General features: G+C 64.6%; 16 protein-coding genes. 14 read left to right on the top strand and 2 right to left on the bottom strand.

Features of this window, described 5'->3' with window-relative positions:
• Positions 1–77 precede the first annotated feature (77 nt).
• The 4 genes from OE747_RS01585 to mltG all read left to right on the top strand — a co-directional run bounded on the left by OE747_RS01585 (position 78) and on the right by mltG (position 4333).
• Positions 78–821, top strand: coding sequence for a 1-(5-phosphoribosyl)-5-[(5-phosphoribosylamino)methylideneamino]imidazole-4-carboxamide isomerase (locus OE747_RS01585; RefSeq protein ID WP_263826858.1), 744 nt, complete (start codon positions 78–80; stop codon positions 819–821).
• Between the two features lie 59 nt (positions 822–880).
• A complete protein-coding gene (locus OE747_RS01580; protein WP_263826857.1) occupies positions 881–1828 on the top strand; it encodes an arginase family protein in 948 nt (315 codons plus the stop codon).
• Between the two features lie 85 nt (positions 1829–1913).
• The gene (gene fabF / locus OE747_RS01575; RefSeq protein ID WP_263826856.1) at positions 1914–3179 is read left to right on the top strand and encodes a beta-ketoacyl-ACP synthase II; all 1266 of its coding nucleotides are present in this window, start codon (positions 1914–1916) and stop codon (positions 3177–3179) included.
• Positions 3179–4333 carry an endolytic transglycosylase MltG gene (mltG, locus tag OE747_RS01570; protein ID WP_263826855.1) on the top strand — a complete coding sequence of 385 codons (1155 nt, stop codon included), beginning with the start codon at positions 3179–3181 and terminating at the stop codon, positions 4331–4333. The genes fabF and mltG overlap by 1 nt, the downstream gene beginning before the upstream one ends.
• A 105-nt stretch (positions 4334–4438) precedes the next feature.
• On the opposite strand, the gene OE747_RS01565 is transcribed toward mltG, so the two are convergent.
• Complete coding sequence (locus OE747_RS01565; protein ID WP_263826854.1) at positions 4439–4825, bottom strand: metallopeptidase family protein; 387 nt, start codon at positions 4823–4825, stop codon at positions 4439–4441.
• 264 nt (positions 4826–5089) lie between these two features.
• Here OE747_RS01565 and OE747_RS01560 point away from each other — a divergent pair, with 264 nt between their 5' ends.
• Both OE747_RS01560 and OE747_RS01555 read left to right on the top strand, forming a co-directional pair.
• A complete protein-coding gene (locus tag OE747_RS01560; RefSeq protein WP_263826853.1) occupies positions 5090–5434 on the top strand; it encodes a hypothetical protein in 345 nt (114 codons plus the stop codon).
• Positions 5427–6713, top strand: coding sequence for a DNA-packaging protein (locus OE747_RS01555; RefSeq protein ID WP_450103997.1), 1287 nt, complete (start codon positions 5427–5429; stop codon positions 6711–6713). Before OE747_RS01560 ends, OE747_RS01555 begins: the two co-directional genes overlap by 8 nt.
• A gap of 6 nt (positions 6714–6719) precedes the next feature.
• Here the strand turns inward: OE747_RS01555 and OE747_RS01550 are convergent, their stop codons facing one another.
• Positions 6720–7493 (bottom strand): helix-turn-helix transcriptional regulator, encoded by a 774-nt coding sequence (locus OE747_RS01550; RefSeq protein ID WP_263826851.1) that lies wholly within the window; start codon positions 7491–7493, stop codon positions 6720–6722.
• Positions 7494–7641: 148 nt separating this feature from the next.
• Between OE747_RS01550 and OE747_RS01545 the strand changes: the two genes are divergently transcribed.
• From OE747_RS01545 to OE747_RS01510, 8 genes are all read left to right on the top strand, one after another.
• The gene (locus OE747_RS01545; protein WP_263826850.1) at positions 7642–8742 is read left to right on the top strand and encodes an ABC transporter ATP-binding protein; all 1101 of its coding nucleotides are present in this window, start codon (positions 7642–7644) and stop codon (positions 8740–8742) included.
• A 32-nt stretch (positions 8743–8774) separates the two neighbouring features.
• Complete coding sequence (locus OE747_RS01540; protein WP_263826849.1) at positions 8775–9938, top strand: ABC transporter substrate-binding protein; 1164 nt, start codon at positions 8775–8777, stop codon at positions 9936–9938.
• Positions 9939–9974: 36 nt separating this feature from the next.
• A complete protein-coding gene (locus tag OE747_RS01535; protein ID WP_263826848.1) occupies positions 9975–10826 on the top strand; it encodes an ABC transporter permease in 852 nt (283 codons plus the stop codon).
• Between the two features lie 7 nt (positions 10827–10833).
• On the top strand, positions 10834–11652 hold the full coding sequence (locus OE747_RS01530) for an ABC transporter permease (RefSeq protein ID WP_263826847.1): 819 nt from the start codon (positions 10834–10836) through the stop codon (positions 11650–11652).
• A gap of 29 nt (positions 11653–11681) precedes the next feature.
• Positions 11682–12431 carry an SDR family NAD(P)-dependent oxidoreductase gene (locus OE747_RS01525; RefSeq protein WP_263826846.1) on the top strand — a complete coding sequence of 250 codons (750 nt, stop codon included), beginning with the start codon at positions 11682–11684 and terminating at the stop codon, positions 12429–12431.
• A gap of 133 nt (positions 12432–12564) precedes the next feature.
• Positions 12565–13737 (top strand): phage portal protein, encoded by a 1173-nt coding sequence (locus OE747_RS01520; RefSeq protein ID WP_263826845.1) that lies wholly within the window; start codon positions 12565–12567, stop codon positions 13735–13737.
• Entirely contained in the window at positions 13730–13954 is a 225-nt protein-coding gene (locus tag OE747_RS01515; RefSeq protein WP_263388162.1) for a GTA head formation protein, RCAP_rcc01685 family, read from the top strand. The genes OE747_RS01520 and OE747_RS01515 overlap by 8 nt, the downstream gene beginning before the upstream one ends.
• A gap of 28 nt (positions 13955–13982) precedes the next feature.
• The gene (locus OE747_RS01510; RefSeq protein ID WP_263826844.1) at positions 13983–14540 is read left to right on the top strand and encodes an HK97 family phage prohead protease; all 558 of its coding nucleotides are present in this window, start codon (positions 13983–13985) and stop codon (positions 14538–14540) included.
• Positions 14541–14544: the final 4 nt, after the last annotated feature.

The raw sequence follows: 14544 nt of genomic DNA, 5'->3' as shown, positions 1-14544 counted from the left end.
CACCGAATTCAGGTCAGCAAGCTTGGCGAAGCGCTGTGATAAGCTGCATCTCGTTGGCTTTCAGCGGAGGAGCGGCCATGATCATCTACCCGACGATGGAACTGCAAAAAGGTCGTTGCGTCAGCCTCGACCGGGGGCGCCTGGATACCCCCATGCTCTGGCATGTCGACCCCATCGCGACGGTCGAACGCTGGGCCAAGGCCGGTGCCGAGTGGATGCACCTGACCGATCTTGACGCGGCCGCGGGTCAACCCGGCAATGACGCCCTGGTCGAAGAGATCATCCGCAAGGCCGAGATCCCGGTTCAACTGGCCGGCGGTATGCGGTCGCGCGAACGGATCGAGCATTGGATCGACAAGGGGGCGGGGCGGATCGTGATCGGAACCCTGGCCGCGCGCGAACCCGCGATGGTCAAGGACTTGGCCAAGCGTCACCCCGACCAGATCGTGCTGACGGTGGACGTCTGGCAGGGCTATGTCATGACCGACGGCTGGCGCAGCCAGAGCGCCTATACCCCCGAGGCGTTTATCGACGCCTATGCCGGGGTTCCATTCGCCGCCATCGTGGTCACCGACATCGACAGCGATGTCGGCGAGGTCGAGGCGCGGCTGGGCATGATCGCCCGCGTCGCCGAACACTCGCGCACACCGGTCATTGCCAGCGGCGTGGTGCGGACGGTCGACGATATTTCTCGTCTTGCTTATGTGCCAAACATCGCCGGGGCGCTGGTTGGCCGGGCGCTGTTCCACAAGACGGTGGAACTGGACGAGGCGCTGAGGATCGCGAGCGACGCGCACGAACCGGTCGCACCGTTCCAATAAGGCTTGCCTGTCGGCTCGCGATGCAGAACCCTGCGCCACAGACAAAGGTGGAGGGTATGATGGTCGGGCTGAAGGACATGTTTGGCGCTGGCGGCGCTCCGGGCAGCTTTCTGGGGCTGCCGCGCGCGGAACCCGGTGCGCCAGAGGCGGATATCGTGATCTTTGGCGCGGATTGCGCCACGCCTTACCGATCCGTGGGCGCATATTGCGCTGGCGGCCCTGCCGCGATGCGGGCAGGCAGCGCGGCTTATGCCGGGGACACCGCCAAGGTGAATTTCGACCTTGGCGGGCCGGTCCTGCCGGCTGGCGTTCGGGCCGTCGACGCCGGTGATCTGTCCGTGGAGCCATCCGATCCGGCGCGCAACCGCGCCCTGATCGAGGCGACGACCCGCGCGGTACTGTCCGTGGGGGCGGTGCCGGTCCTTTTGGGTGGCGACGACTCGCTGCCCACTCCGCTACTGGCTGCCTACGCGGATCGCGGTCCCATCACCATCTTGCAAATCGACGCGCATATCGACTGGCGCGACGAGGTGGAGGGCGAGCGCTGGGGCCTGAGCTCCACCATGCGCCGGGCCAGCGAGATGCCGCATGTGGAGCGGATCATCCAGGTTGGCGCGCGCGGCGTGGGCTCGGCGCGGATGGACGCGCTGGAGGCCGCGCTGGCCTGGGGCGCACACCTGATCCCGGCGCATGAACTGGATGCCGGTGGTCTGGATCGCGCGTTGGACCTGATCCCCGCCGGTGCACAGGTGGTGATCTGCTTTGATTGCGACGCGCTCGATCCGTCGATCATGCCAGCCGTGATCGCGCCCACGGCGGGCGGGCTGACCTATGCTCAGGCCCTGCGCCTGATCCGGGGTGTCTCGCAAAAGGCGCGGATCGCGGGGTTCGACCTGGTGGAATTCATGCCAGCGAATGACCGGGATGACGCGGGGGCCGTGCTGGCCGCACAGCTGTTGACGACCGTTCTCGGCCTGATCGGGCGGCAAGTGGCCGCCTCTGGCTGAGCTGTGAAGCGCCCTTGCTCTTGCCCAATTGGGGCCGGGCAGGGTAAGAGCGGTTCTCGAACACCATGAAGGCAAGAGGCAATATATGCGCAGAGTCGTTGTAACCGGACTGGGACTGATCACTCCTTTGGCCAGCGGGGTCGAGGAAACATGGTCCCGGCTGCTGGACGGACAATCGGGCGCGGGTCCGATCACACGGTTCGATGCGGTGGCGTCGGGCGTCACCACGACCTACGCCTGCGAGGTGCCGCGCGGTGACGGAACAGCTGGTACTTTCAACCCCGACGACTGGATGCCGCCGAAAGAGCAGCGCAAGATCGAAGATTTTATCCTCTATTCCATCGCGGCCGCCGAGATGGCCTGCAAGGACGCCAACTGGCTGCCCGAGGACGAAGAGGACCGGCTGCGCACCGGCGTTCTGATTGGCTCGGGCATTGGCGGGCTGGGCTCGATCGCCGAGACCGCCAACCTGATCAAGGAGAAGGGCCCGCGCCGGGTGTCGCCCTTCTTTATCCCCGGCGCGCTGATCAACCTGGCCTCGGGCCAGGTGTCGATCCGTTTCGGCTTCAAAGGTCCGAACCATTCGGTGGTGACCGCCTGTTCGACCGGCGCGCATGCCATTGGCGATGCCAGCCGGATCATCCGGGCCGGTGATGCCGATGTGATGATCGCCGGTGGTGGCGAGGCCTGTATCTGCGAGATCGGTATTGCGGGGTTCAACGCCTGCAAGGCGCTGTCGACCAAATACGCCGACAACCCCAAGGCTGCCAGCCGCCCCTATGACGCCGACCGCGATGGATTCGTGATGGGCGAGGGCGCCGGCATCGTGGTGCTGGAGGATTACGAGCACGCCAAGGCGCGCGGTGCCAAGATCTATGCCGAGGTTCTGGGCTATGGCATGTCGGGTGATGCCTATCACATCACCGCGCCGTCCGAGACCGGCGACGGGGCCGAACGCTCGATGCGCGCCGCACTGCGCAGCGCGGGGCTGGAGCCGTCGGATCTGGACTACATCAACGCGCATGGCACCTCGACCATGGCCGACACGATTGAGCTGGGCGCGGTGGAGCGGCTGTTGGGCAACCATGCGGCCAATGTCACCATGTCTTCGACCAAGTCGGCCACCGGGCACCTGTTGGGTGCTGCCGGTGCGATCGAGGCGATCTTTTCGATCCTGGCGATCCGCGATCAGGTGGCGCCACCGACCATCAACCTGGATAATCCGGCCGTTGAAACCCCGGTCGATCTGGCACCCAACGCCAAGCGCGAGCGCAAGATCGACGTGGCGCTGTCGAACTCCTTCGGTTTTGGCGGCACCAATGCGAGCGTGATCTTCGGAAAGGCCGACTGATGTGGCGGGCTCTTGCCTCGAACATGCTGACCGTTCTGGCGGTTGGCCTGTTCCTGCTGGCCGGCGTGATCCTATGGGGCAAGTCGCAATATGTTGCGGAAGGCCCGCTGGAAAACGCGATATGCCTGCAAGTGAAAAGCGGGTCCAACATGACCCGCGTCAGCCGTGACCTTGAGGCCGCCGGTGCCGTGAGCAGCGGGGCGCTGTTCCGGATCGGGGCGCGCTATTCGGAAAAGGCCCCGCAGTTGAAGGCGGGCAGCTATCTGGTCAAGGAAGGCGCCTCGATGGAGGGGATCATAGATCAGATCACCCGCGGCGGCGCCAGCACCTGTGGGACCGAGATTGTTTATCGTATTGGTGTCAACAAGTTGCAGGTCGAAGTTCGCGAGCTGGACCCGACCACCGAGCAGTTCGTCGAACTGGTGGAGTTCGATCCGTCCGCAGGCGAGGCGCCGGAGATCTATGCCGAGAAACGCGATCAGCGGGATACGCGGTACCGGTTGGCGCTGGCCGAAGGGGTGACCAGCTGGCAGGTGGTCGAGGGGCTGAAAGCCTGGGACGTGCTGTCGGGCGAGGTCTCACAACTGCCCGCCGAGGGTATGCTTGCGCCGGACAGCTATGAGGTTCAGCAGGGCGAAAACCGCGATGAGATTCTTGCGGAAATGCAGGAAAAACAAACGCTTAGAATTAACGCGGCCTGGGAGGCACGGCAGGGCGATCTGCCGATCGAGACCCGAGAGGAGCTGTTGATCCTGGCCTCGATCATCGAGAAGGAAACCGGTGTCCCCGAAGAGCGCGGCCAGGTGGCGAGCGTCTTTGTCAACCGCCTGGAACGCGGCATGCGGCTGCAAACCGATCCGACGGTAATCTATGGCGTCACCAAGGGGCAAGGCGTGCTGGGTCGTGGGTTGCGTCAAAGTGAGCTTCGCAAGGTAACACCTTGGAATACATACGTGATTGACGGTCTTCCGCCGACCCCGATCGCCAATCCGGGCCTTGCCAGCCTGGAGGCGGCGGCCAATCCGGATACCACGAATTTCGTGTTCTTCGTGGCGGACGGGACCGGAGGGCATGCCTTTGCGGAAACGCTCGAAGAGCATAACCGCAACGTGGCCAAGTGGCGCGAGATCGAGGCGCAGCAGCAAGGCAACTGAAATTAGAAACCCCGCTGGGACGGCGGGGTTTTGTCCGTTTTGTACCGGGGTTTCAGGGCGGATTGACCGTTTTGTACGCCGCTGTACCGGCAACTACGGTGCCCGTCAGGTCCACCATTCGTCGATCATGGCAATGTCCTCATCCGACCAGCCGAAGTGATGCGCGAACTCGTGCACGACCACATGCGCGATCAGGTCGTCCAGTGCGACGCCCGGACGCTCGCGCCACTCGGCTAGAATGGGTTCGCGAAAGAGCCACACCGCGTCGGGCGGGGCGGGAAAATCCTCGACTGATTTTTCGGTCATCGGAATCCCGTCATAAAGACCGGTCAGTTCCAGCGGGTCTTCGATGCCGAGATCGGCGAGCATGTCGGGGTCGGGCCAGTCGGCGATGCGCAGCAGCACCAGTTGCGCGGCGGCGCGAAAGGCGTGGGGCATCGCATCGACAGTGCGGCGGGCAATGGTTTCGAAATGGCTGAGGTCCGTGGGCATGACACAGATATGATCAAGGCGGCGCATAATGAAAAGCGGGAAAAGCGCCGCGCCACGGCGCGCCCGGCTTCTGCTAATGTTTTGTTAGGTATTACAGTGCGTTAGGTGTTGCGCTGTTGCACCTTGTGCTTGACTCTACGCGCGGTCTCGCGTATAGGTTGTGACATGCTAGAAGAGATGGGCAAACGGCCCCGGGGTGACCCGGTGGCCGTTTTTTCGTCTCTCTCGTGCGGAGATCACTCTCGCATGAGGTCACGAGCAAACATGACTTTGATTACCCCGGAGGAGCGGATTTCGCGGACGGCTGAACTGCTTCAGTCCCTGGAGAACTCCATTCGCGATCTGCGCAATGCGGCGGAAGACCTGCAAAAACGGATCCGAACCGGGGAGGAAGGCGATCTTGCCGGTTTCGGCAAGCAGGTGGGTCAGGCCGCGAGCCTGATCCGCGAGTGTCAGAAAGTGGAGGCCAGTTTTGCCGAACAGGTACGAAGAGAAGCGGGCATTGCCCAAGGCGGATACGCGCTCGATCTCGAGCGCGCCCGATCTGAGATCGGGTGCCGTCTTGCTCGCCTGCGCAAGTGCTGCCGAGAGGGAGCGGTTTCTGAGTGAGATCGGGGAGGGAGGGCTGTGCGCCCTCCCTTTTTTATTCGAGTTCTGGGCGATGGAGCATCAGCTGCCACCCGAGGGCGATTGGCGCGCCTGGGTGATCCTGGGCGGGCGCGGCGCGGGCAAGACGCGCGCAGGCGCCGAATGGGTACGCGCGCAGGTCGAGGGTTCGCGGCCGATGGATGAGGGGCACGCGCGGCGGGTGGCGCTGGTGGGCGAGACCTATGATCAGGTGCGCGATGTGATGGTGTTTGGCGACAGCGGTATATTGTGTTGTTCGCCGCCGGACCGGCGGCCGCAATGGAAGGCCAGCGAGCGCAAGCTGATCTGGCCCAATGGCGCCGAGGCGCAGGTGTTTTCGGCGCAGGACCCCGAGGCGCTGCGCGGGCCGCAGTTCGACGCGGCCTGGGTGGATGAACTGGCCAAGTGGAAAAAGGGCGGCGCGACCTGGGACATGCTGCAATTTGCGCTGCGCCTGGGGGACCGGCCGCAGGTCTGTGTAACCACGACGCCGCGCAATGTGAAAGTGCTGAAGGACCTGATGGCGGCGCCCAGCACGGTGCAGACCCATGCGCCGACCGAGGCGAACCGGGCCAATCTGGCCGAGTCCTTTCTGGAAGAGGTGCGGGCGCGTTATGCCGGAACCCGGCTGGGGCGGCAGGAGCTGGACGGGGTTCTGCTGGCCGATGCCGAGGGGGCGTTGTGGACCGGTGCGCTGCTGGAAGCGGCCCGGGGCGGCGCCGCACCAGCGCTCGACCGCGTGGTGGTGGCGCTGGACCCCTCGGTCAGCGGTGGTGCGGATGCGGATGCCTGCGGCATCGTGGTGGTGGGCGCACAGATGCAGGGACCGCCACAGGACTGGCGCGCCTGGGTGCTGGCGGACCGGACGGTGCAGGGCGCGGGCCCGACCGCCTGGGCGCGGGCGGCGATTGCGGCGATGGACGAATTCGGAGCCGAGCGTCTGGTGGCCGAGGTCAACCAGGGCGGCCAGCTGGTCGAGGAGGTGTTGCGCCAGGTGGACCCGCTGGTGCCGTTCAGGGCGGTGCATGCGGCGCGGGGCAAGGTGGCGCGGGCCGAACCGGTGGCCGCACTCTATGAGCAGGGGCGGGTACGGCACGTGGCGGGGCTGGTGCATCTGGAGGAGCAGATGGGGCAGATGACCGCGCGCGGGTACGAGGGGCCGGGATCGCCCGACCGGGTGGACGCGCTGGTCTGGGCGCTGCACGAGCTGATGATCGCGCCTGCGGCGGCCTATAAGCGGCCTCGGCTGCGGGTGCTGTGAGGCGGGTTAGACGATGCCGGCGATGAATTTTGAGAACAGCTCTCCCTGCGAGTTGATCCGGAGCTTGGCATAGATGTTGCGGCGATGGATGCGCACGGTGCCCGGCGAGATGCCCAGTATGGCGCCCACCGCATCGGCCGAATGGCCCTTGAGCGTGTGTTCGACAACCTCGCGTTCGCGCGGGGTCAGGAGGCCCTCGCCAAAGGCGTGAAAGGCGCGGTCGACCTTGCCGCGCACCGAGCCTTGTGATGGGTCTGTGGTGCCCGCCATGTCGGCGAAACTGGCCCAATGGCGCTGGCACATGGCCTCGACCATCGGCCAGACCGCAGTCAGGTGCCGGTATTCCTTGGCCGAGAAGGTCCGGTCGGAGCGCATCAGCGAGACCACGATCATGCCGGTGCCGGGGATGGCGATGAAATAGCCGATCTCCTCGGCCAGGCCGGTCTGGACGTAGTAGCTGCGGAAGTATTCGCCCTGGTAGAACCGGTCGGGGGCGACATCACGCATCCGGTAGAGGCCGGGTGCGACCGGCTTGGTGGCGGCCAGGAAGAACGGGTCGAGCACGTAAGGCCCGGCCTGGTAATCCTGGACGAAGACCTGCCGTTTGGAGGCGGGAAAGTCGTCATGGAGATCCACCGGCGGGTTGGAGCCGACATAGCCGAAGACCACCGTGTAGTCGAAGGGTGCCACCGTGCGCAGGGCGTCGGCCAGAGCTGCGGGAAAGCCGGGCGTGCCGATCCGGCGCACGGTTTCGGCGGCTTCGCCTATCCACTCGAACATTTCATCCCCCGTCTACTCAGATCGGCATATTCAAAATGGGGTATATACAACAAAACGAGTTTCTTGCAAAAATATCCCTGTCTAAGCGGTATATCTGGAATCGCAAAAAAGACAAGTACAGGGAAAACAAGAGCATATGAGTTTCGACATGAGCGCAGCCGTGCGAACCATCGCGGAATTCCGGGGCCTGACCAAGACATTCGGGCCTGTTGTTGCGGCCAGCGATCTGAACCTCTCCATTGCGGAGGGCGAGTTTCTGTCGTTTCTGGGGCCTTCGGGCTGTGGCAAGACCACGGCGCTGCGGATGCTGGCGGGGTTCGAGGCGCCGACCGAGGGCGAGGTGCTGCTGGATGGCGAGGTGGTGAACCATGTCGCGGCGCATAACCGGCCGGTGAACATGGTGTTCCAGCATTATGCGCTGTTCCCGCATCTGAGCGTGTTCGACAACATCGCCTATGGATTGCGGCAACGTCGGCCCCGACCCGACCGCGCCACGGTGAAGGAGAAGGTCGAGAAGGTGCTGGAGATCGTGCGGCTGGAGGGCTTTGGTCCGCGCCGCATCTGGGAGATGTCGGGCGGCCAGCAGCAGCGCGTGGCGCTGGCGCGGGCGATTGTGAACGAGCCCAAGATCCTGCTTCTGGACGAGCCGATGGCGGCGCTGGACCGCAAGCTGCGCAAGGAAATGCAGATCGAGTTGCAGGACCTTCAGCGGCGGCTTGGGATCACCTTTGTGCTGGTCACGCATGACCAGGAAGAGGCGCTGTCGATGTCGGATCGCATCTGCGTCATGAACGGCGGCCGGATCGTGCAGGTGGGCACGCCGCGCGAGTTGTATGACAACCCGCGCAGCCGCTATGTGGCGGGGTTTGTCGGCACGTCGAATTTCTTTGACGCGGTGGTGGCCGAGGCGGGGCCGGACGATGTTGCGGCACGGCTGGCCGGAGGTCAGCAGGTGCGCGGCAAGCCGGGCTTTGCGGTCAAGACTGGGCAGGAGGTCTGTGTCAGCATCCGCCCCGAGCAGATCGCGTTGTCGCGGGACGCACCCGAGGCAGGCGCAGCCGAGCCGGTGAGCATCCTGAACCGGATCTTTCTGGGCGAACATACGGAATACCTGGTGCGGAGCCAATCGCTGGGAGACATCCTGGTTCTGGTGCCCAGGCAATCGGAATTGAACGCGGGGACGTTCAATGTGGGAGAGGAAGCCTTTGTTTCTTGGGATGAAACCGCGCTTCTGATCCTTGAACAGTAAAAACAGTCACCCCAAGCAACAGAGAGGTTGTCATGTCCAAAGACGACGGAACGATTTCGAAGAAGCGGTTCATGGAGGAATTCCGCCGCTATCAGAAAGGCTCGGTGACGCGCCGGCATTTCCTGGGTGTAACCGGGCTGGGTGTGGCCAGCGCGGTCATGGGGGCGGCGGTGCCCGGCCTGCGGCCGCGGCCGGCCTGGGCCGCCGGAGATATCGGCGACCGGGTGATCCTGGCCACCTGGCCCAATTATCATGACGAGGCCAATTTCGACGCCTTTACCGAGGCGACCGGTGCACATGTGCAGGTCAATGTCTTTGGCTCGAACGAAGAGATGCTGGCCAAGCTTCAGGCGGGCGGATCGGGTTGGGACGTGTTCGTGCCCACCAACTATACCATCACGACCTATGTGGACGAGGATCTGATCATCCCGCTGGATACGTCGAAACTGTCGAATTACGACGCGGGATCGTTCGAGCAGCGGTTCTCGGATGCGGGCAGCGTGAACGGTACGCTTTACGCGGTGCCCAAGAACTGGGGCACGACGGGCTATGCCATCAATACTGGCAAGCTGGACGGGGCGCCGACGCCGACCACCTGGAAGGAATTCTGGGACCTTACGATGGGGGCCTATTCCGGTCGCACGATGGTGCATGACTATCAGCTGACGACCATCGGCAATGCGCTGAAATACTTCGGTTATTCCTTCAACTCGGTGGATGAGAAGGAACTGGCGGATGCCGAGAAGCTGCTGCTTGATGCCAAGCCGCACCTGTTTGCGATCTCGTCGGATTATCAGCCGCCGATGCGCAATGGCGATGCCTGGATGACCATGTGCTGGACCGGTGACGGCAAGCAGATGAATGTCGACATGCCCGAGATCGTTTATGTCCTGGGCAAGGAAGGCGGCGAGCTGTGGTCGGATTACTATGCGATCCCGAAGGGCGCGCCGCATATGGACGCGGCCTATGCGCTGATCAACTTCCTGCTTGATCCGGCGGTGAACGCCAAGGAAGTGCTGGCGCATGGTTATCCTTCGGCGGATGCGCGCACCAATGCGCTCTTGCCCAAGGAACTTCTGGAAGATCCGATCCTGTATCCGGCGGCGGACCTGCTCAGCGCGCTTGAATTCGGTGCGGCGGCGACCCTGACCGACCCGAACCGGGCTGAACTGCTGGCCCGGTTCAAGTCGGCCTGACCGGCCCGAGGCAATCCGAAAGAGAAGGGGCACCCGATGCGGCAGCTTGGAAGAAATGGCGTGTTGCTGGCCCCGGCGGGGATCTGGCTGTTGGTCATGCTGGTGCTGCCGCTGGTGGTGGTTTTCATCTTCTCTTTCGGAGAGCGCGGGGCGGCGGGCGGCTATGTTCCGGCCCTGACGCTGGAGCAATATGCCAATCTTCCGGCGCGCTGGACGGCGTTCAAGAACACGCTGATCCTGGCGCCGCTGGGGACGGTGGCGGCTTTGCTGATCGCCTATCCGCTGGCCTATTACCTGGCCGTGCGCTGTTCTCCGAAATGGCGTACGACCCTGTTGATCCTGGTGATCGTGCCATTCTGGACCTCGATCCTGATCCGGTCTTATGCGTGGATTTTCATCCTGGGCGGGCGGGGGATACCGGCGCTCTTGGCGATGGTCGGGATCGACGATGTGCGCCTGATCAACACGCCCTTTGCGGTGCTGGTGGGCATTGTCTATGGCTATCTGCCGCTGATGGTGTTCCCGATCTTTGTCAGCCTCGACAAGCTGGACAAGCGGCTGCTGGAGGCGTCCTCGGATCTCGGCTCGACGCCGCTCCGGACATTCTGGCAGGTGACGCTGCCGCTGTCGGTGCCGGGGGTGGCGACGGGCTGCATGCTGGTCTTCATCCTGCTGATGGGCGAGTTCCTGATCCCGGCGATCCTGGGCGGCGGCAAGGTGTTCTTTGTCGGCAACGCGCTGGTCGATCTGTTCCTGCAATCGCGCAACTGGGCTTTTGGCTCGGCCGTGGCGATGACGCTGGTCATCATCATGCTGGTGACGGTGACGGTCTATATGAAATTCATCTCGCGGCTGGGCGGCCAGCGCGACGATATCTCGCTGATGTGAGGGCGGCATGCGTCTTTATGCGATCTCAGTCTACCTGTTCCTCTATATCCCGATCGGGGTGATCGCGGTCTTCAGCTTCAACGCGGGTCGTCATGCCAGCCAGTTCATGGGGTTTTCCACCAAGTGGTACGGCAAGGCGCTGAGCAATCCCTTTGTCATGGACGCGTTGGAGACCAGCCTGATCGCGGCCTTCCTGACCGCCTGTCTGGCGGCGAGCCTGGGCACCATGGCAGCGATTGCCTTGCAGGGGGTGAGCGGCTGGCTGCGGACGCTGTTCGATGCGCTGATCTATATCGCGGTGATGATCCCGGGCATCGTGATCGGGATCGCCACGCTGATTGCGCTGGTCACCGTGTTCGGCTGGGTGAACCCGATGCTGGCGGCGCTCTGGCCCGAGGGGGCGGCAGCGCCGCAGTTGAACATGGGCATGGGCACGCTGGTGGCGGCACATACGATGTTCACCATGGCGCTGGTTATCATCATCGTGCGGGCGCGGATCGCGGGGATGGACCGGTCGCTGCTGGAGGCCTCGCAGGACCTGTTCGCGACGCCCTGGGGCACGTTCCGGCAGGTGACGCTGCCGCTGATCGCGCCGGCGATCCTGGCAGGATTCCTGCTGAGCTTCACCTTTTCGTTTGACGATTTCATCATCGCGTTTTTTGTCGCCGGGTCCGAGACCACGCTGCCGATCTATATTTTTTCGTCGATCCGGCGCGGGGTGACGCCCGAGATCAACGCCATCGGCACGATGGTGATGGCGGCTTCGCTGATGCTGCTGGTGATCGCGCAGATCCTGCTGCGGCGGGGCGCGGCGAAATCGGGTTGAGACCGGGAAACTGCTGAGGAGACAGCGACATGCGGCTTGCAGGCAAGGTCGCCCTGTTGACCGGGGCGGGGTCGGGGATTGGCAGGGCAAGCGCCATTGCCATGGCGCGGGAAGGCGCGCGGGTGATGGTGACCGACCGCGATGGCGCGCTGGCCGGAGCGGTGGCCGAGGAGATCGGCGGAGGGGCGCGCGCGTGCGCGGTGGATGTGACCTGTGACGCGGCGCTGGGCGCTGCGGTGGACGATACGGTGCGGGAGTTCGGGCGGCTGGATGTGCTGCATTCGCATGCGGGATTGCAGGTCGCGGGCACGCTGGAAGAGGTGGAACCGGCCGCCATGGATGCATCCTGGGCGCTGAACGTGCGGTCGCATTTCGTGGCCGCGCGCGCGGCGGTGCCGCATATGAAGGCGCAGGGCGGCGGCAGCGTCATCGTGACCGCGTCGAATTCGGGCGTGCAATACGACCGGGGCATGATCGCCTATGCCACCACCAAACATGCGGCGGTGGCCATGGTGCGCCAGATGGCGGCGGATTACGCCCGCCATGCGATCCGGTTCAACGCGCTCTGTCCCGGCTTTGTCGACACGCCGTTCAACGCCGGGTTCGAGAAGCAGATGGGCGGCCGGGCGGCGCTGGAATCCTATGTGCGCGAGACGATCCCGATGGGGCGCTGGGCCTCGGTCGATGAGATTGCCGAGGGCGTTGTCTATCTGGCCTCGGATGCCTCGGCCTTTATGACCGGACAGGCCTTTGTCATCGACGGTGGCGAGTTCCTGTAACGCGGTCCATAGGGTGTTGCGCGACCTGCGAACGGTCTGTTTCCGCATCCTGAACGGTCATGGACGATAACTCCTGTCAACTAAGCCACGAGAGCGCATCCGGCGCCGGGGCACAGAGATAGGAGCAAACGTCATGATCTTTGATTTTCTGCGTCGCGGAGCTGGAGCGGAGGCGCCCGAGGTCAAGGCGAGCGCCGCCGGACCGGTGGTGGCCTGGCACAATGCCGGGCGCGTCGCCTGGAGCCCGCGCGACACCGCCTCGCTGACGCGGACGGGGTTCGCGGGCAATCCGGTGGGGTTCCGCTCGGTCAAGCTGATTGCCGAGGCGGCGGCGGCGCTGCCGCTGGTGTTGCAGGATCATTGCCAGCGCTACGAGATCCATCCGATGCTGTCGCTGGTGCGCCGCCCGAACGCGGCGCAGGGCCGGGCCGAGCTGATGGAGGCGCTGTTCGGGCAGCTGTTGCTGACCGGCAATGCCTATGTCGAGGCGGTGGCGGGTGAAAGCGGCCTGCCGTTGGAGCTGCATGTGCTGCGCTCGGACCGGATGAGCGTGGTGCCGGGGGCGGATGGCTGGCCGGTTGCCTATACCTATACCGTGGGGGCCAAGACGCACCGGTTCGATGCGGGCTCTATCTGTCATATCAAGGCGTTTCATCCGCAGGACGACCATTACGGGTTTTCGCCGATGCAGGCGGCGGCGATGGCGGTGGATGTGCATAACGCCGCCTCGCGCTGGTCGAAATCGCTCTTGGACAATGCGGCGCGACCCTCGGGCGCGCTGGTGTGGAAGGGGTCGGACGGTCAGGGCGTGATGGCCGAGGACCAGTTCCGCCGCCTGTCCGACGAGATCGAGGCGAATTTCCAGGGCGCGCGCAATGCCGGCCGGCCGATGGTGCTGGAAGGCGGGCTGGACTGGAAGCCGATGGGCTTCTCGCCCTCGGACATGGAGTTTCAGAAGACCAAGGAAGCCGCCGCCCGCGAGATCGCGCTGGCCTTTGGCGTGCCGCCGATGCTGTTGGGTATCCAGGGCGACGCGACCTATTCGAACTACCAGGAGGCCAACCGGGCATTCTATCGCCTGACCGTGCTGCCGCTGGTGACGCGGGTGGCGGCAGGTCTGTCGGAATGGCTGTCGGGGTTTGCGGGCGAGGCGCTGGCGCTGAAACCCGATCTGGACCAGGTGCCGGCGCTGGCCGCCGAGCGCGACGCGCAATGGGCGCGGGTGACGGCGGCGGATTTTCTGACCGGCGCCGAGAAACGGGCGATTCTGGGTCTGCCGCCGCTGGTGGAGGGCGCCGATGGCTGAGGGGCCGGGCTATGCGCCGTTTGACTGCGCGCCGGGGCTGCGGCTGGAGGCGCATGAGCGGGTCTCGGCCCTGCAACACGAGCATCTGTGTCGCCGGCTGGATCAGCTGGACGAGGTGCTGGAGCGGCTGGAGCGGCGGTTGTGGCTGACGGTCTACGGCGTCGCGGGGGCGATCCTGGCGCAGGTTTTTCAATCGTTCCTGGTGGTTACACCCTGAGGTTTCAGTGGATTACAAGGAGTAGGTCATGGATGTGAATACGGGGCTGGAGCACAAGTTCGCCCGGTTTGGCGAGGGTCTGACGGTCAGCGAGGATGCGGTGATCGAAGGCTATGCCAGCCTGTTCGGGCAGACCGACCAGGGCGGCGACAATGTGCAGGCGGGGGCTTATGCCGCCTCGCTTAAGGCGCTGGAGGCCGGGGGACAGCGGGTCAAGATGCTGTGGCAGCACGACCCGGCGCAGCCGATCGGCGTCTGGGACGAGGTGCGCGAGGATGCACGCGGCCTGTGGGTCAAGGGCCGGTTGCTGGAGAGCACCCAGAAGGGCCGCGAGGCGGCGGCGCTGATCCGGGCCGGGGCGCTGGACGGGCTGTCGATCGGCTATCGCACCCGGCGGGCCATGAAGAATGACAAGGGCCAGCGGCTCTTGACCGAACTGGAGCTGTGGGAAGTGTCACTGGTGACCTTTCCCATGCTGCCCAGTGCCCGGGTCGCGGCCAAGGGGACATCCCCCGAGGCAGAATGGACCTGGCGCAGCATTGCCGAGCTGTTCGACAGCGCCCGGCAGGAACTGGCGCGAAGGTAAGCGC

It is taken from the genome of Ruegeria aquimaris, from assembly GCF_025751555.1.
GTDB lineage: Bacteria > Pseudomonadota > Alphaproteobacteria > Rhodobacterales > Rhodobacteraceae > Ruegeria_B > Ruegeria_B aquimaris.
This window is presented reverse-complemented; position numbering and strand designations above follow the sequence as displayed.

What these genes read in the sequence shown, in the direction of transcription:
- OE747_RS01585 (WP_263826858.1), top strand. Translation starts at nt 78, where the DNA reads ATGATCATCTACCCGACGATGGAACTGCAAAAAGGTCGTTGCGTCAGC.
- OE747_RS01580 (WP_263826857.1), top strand. Translation starts at nt 881, where the DNA reads ATGGTCGGGCTGAAGGACATGTTTGGCGCTGGCGGCGCTCCGGGCAGC.
- fabF (WP_263826856.1), top strand. Translation starts at nt 1,914, where the DNA reads ATGCGCAGAGTCGTTGTAACCGGACTGGGACTGATCACTCCTTTGGCC.
- mltG (WP_263826855.1), top strand. Translation starts at nt 3,179, where the DNA reads ATGTGGCGGGCTCTTGCCTCGAACATGCTGACCGTTCTGGCGGTTGGC.
- OE747_RS01565 (WP_263826854.1), bottom strand. Translation starts at nt 4,825, where the DNA reads ATGCCCACGGACCTCAGCCATTTCGAAACCATTGCCCGCCGCACTGTC.
- OE747_RS01560 (WP_263826853.1), top strand. Translation starts at nt 5,090, where the DNA reads ATGACTTTGATTACCCCGGAGGAGCGGATTTCGCGGACGGCTGAACTG.
- OE747_RS01550 (WP_263826851.1), bottom strand. Translation starts at nt 7,493, where the DNA reads ATGTTCGAGTGGATAGGCGAAGCCGCCGAAACCGTGCGCCGGATCGGC.
- OE747_RS01545 (WP_263826850.1), top strand. Translation starts at nt 7,642, where the DNA reads ATGAGCGCAGCCGTGCGAACCATCGCGGAATTCCGGGGCCTGACCAAG.
- OE747_RS01540 (WP_263826849.1), top strand. Translation starts at nt 8,775, where the DNA reads ATGTCCAAAGACGACGGAACGATTTCGAAGAAGCGGTTCATGGAGGAA.
- OE747_RS01535 (WP_263826848.1), top strand. Translation starts at nt 9,975, where the DNA reads ATGCGGCAGCTTGGAAGAAATGGCGTGTTGCTGGCCCCGGCGGGGATC.
- OE747_RS01530 (WP_263826847.1), top strand. Translation starts at nt 10,834, where the DNA reads ATGCGTCTTTATGCGATCTCAGTCTACCTGTTCCTCTATATCCCGATC.
- OE747_RS01525 (WP_263826846.1), top strand. Translation starts at nt 11,682, where the DNA reads ATGCGGCTTGCAGGCAAGGTCGCCCTGTTGACCGGGGCGGGGTCGGGG.
- OE747_RS01520 (WP_263826845.1), top strand. Translation starts at nt 12,565, where the DNA reads ATGATCTTTGATTTTCTGCGTCGCGGAGCTGGAGCGGAGGCGCCCGAG.
- OE747_RS01515 (WP_263388162.1), top strand. Translation starts at nt 13,730, where the DNA reads ATGGCTGAGGGGCCGGGCTATGCGCCGTTTGACTGCGCGCCGGGGCTG.
- OE747_RS01510 (WP_263826844.1), top strand. Translation starts at nt 13,983, where the DNA reads ATGGATGTGAATACGGGGCTGGAGCACAAGTTCGCCCGGTTTGGCGAG.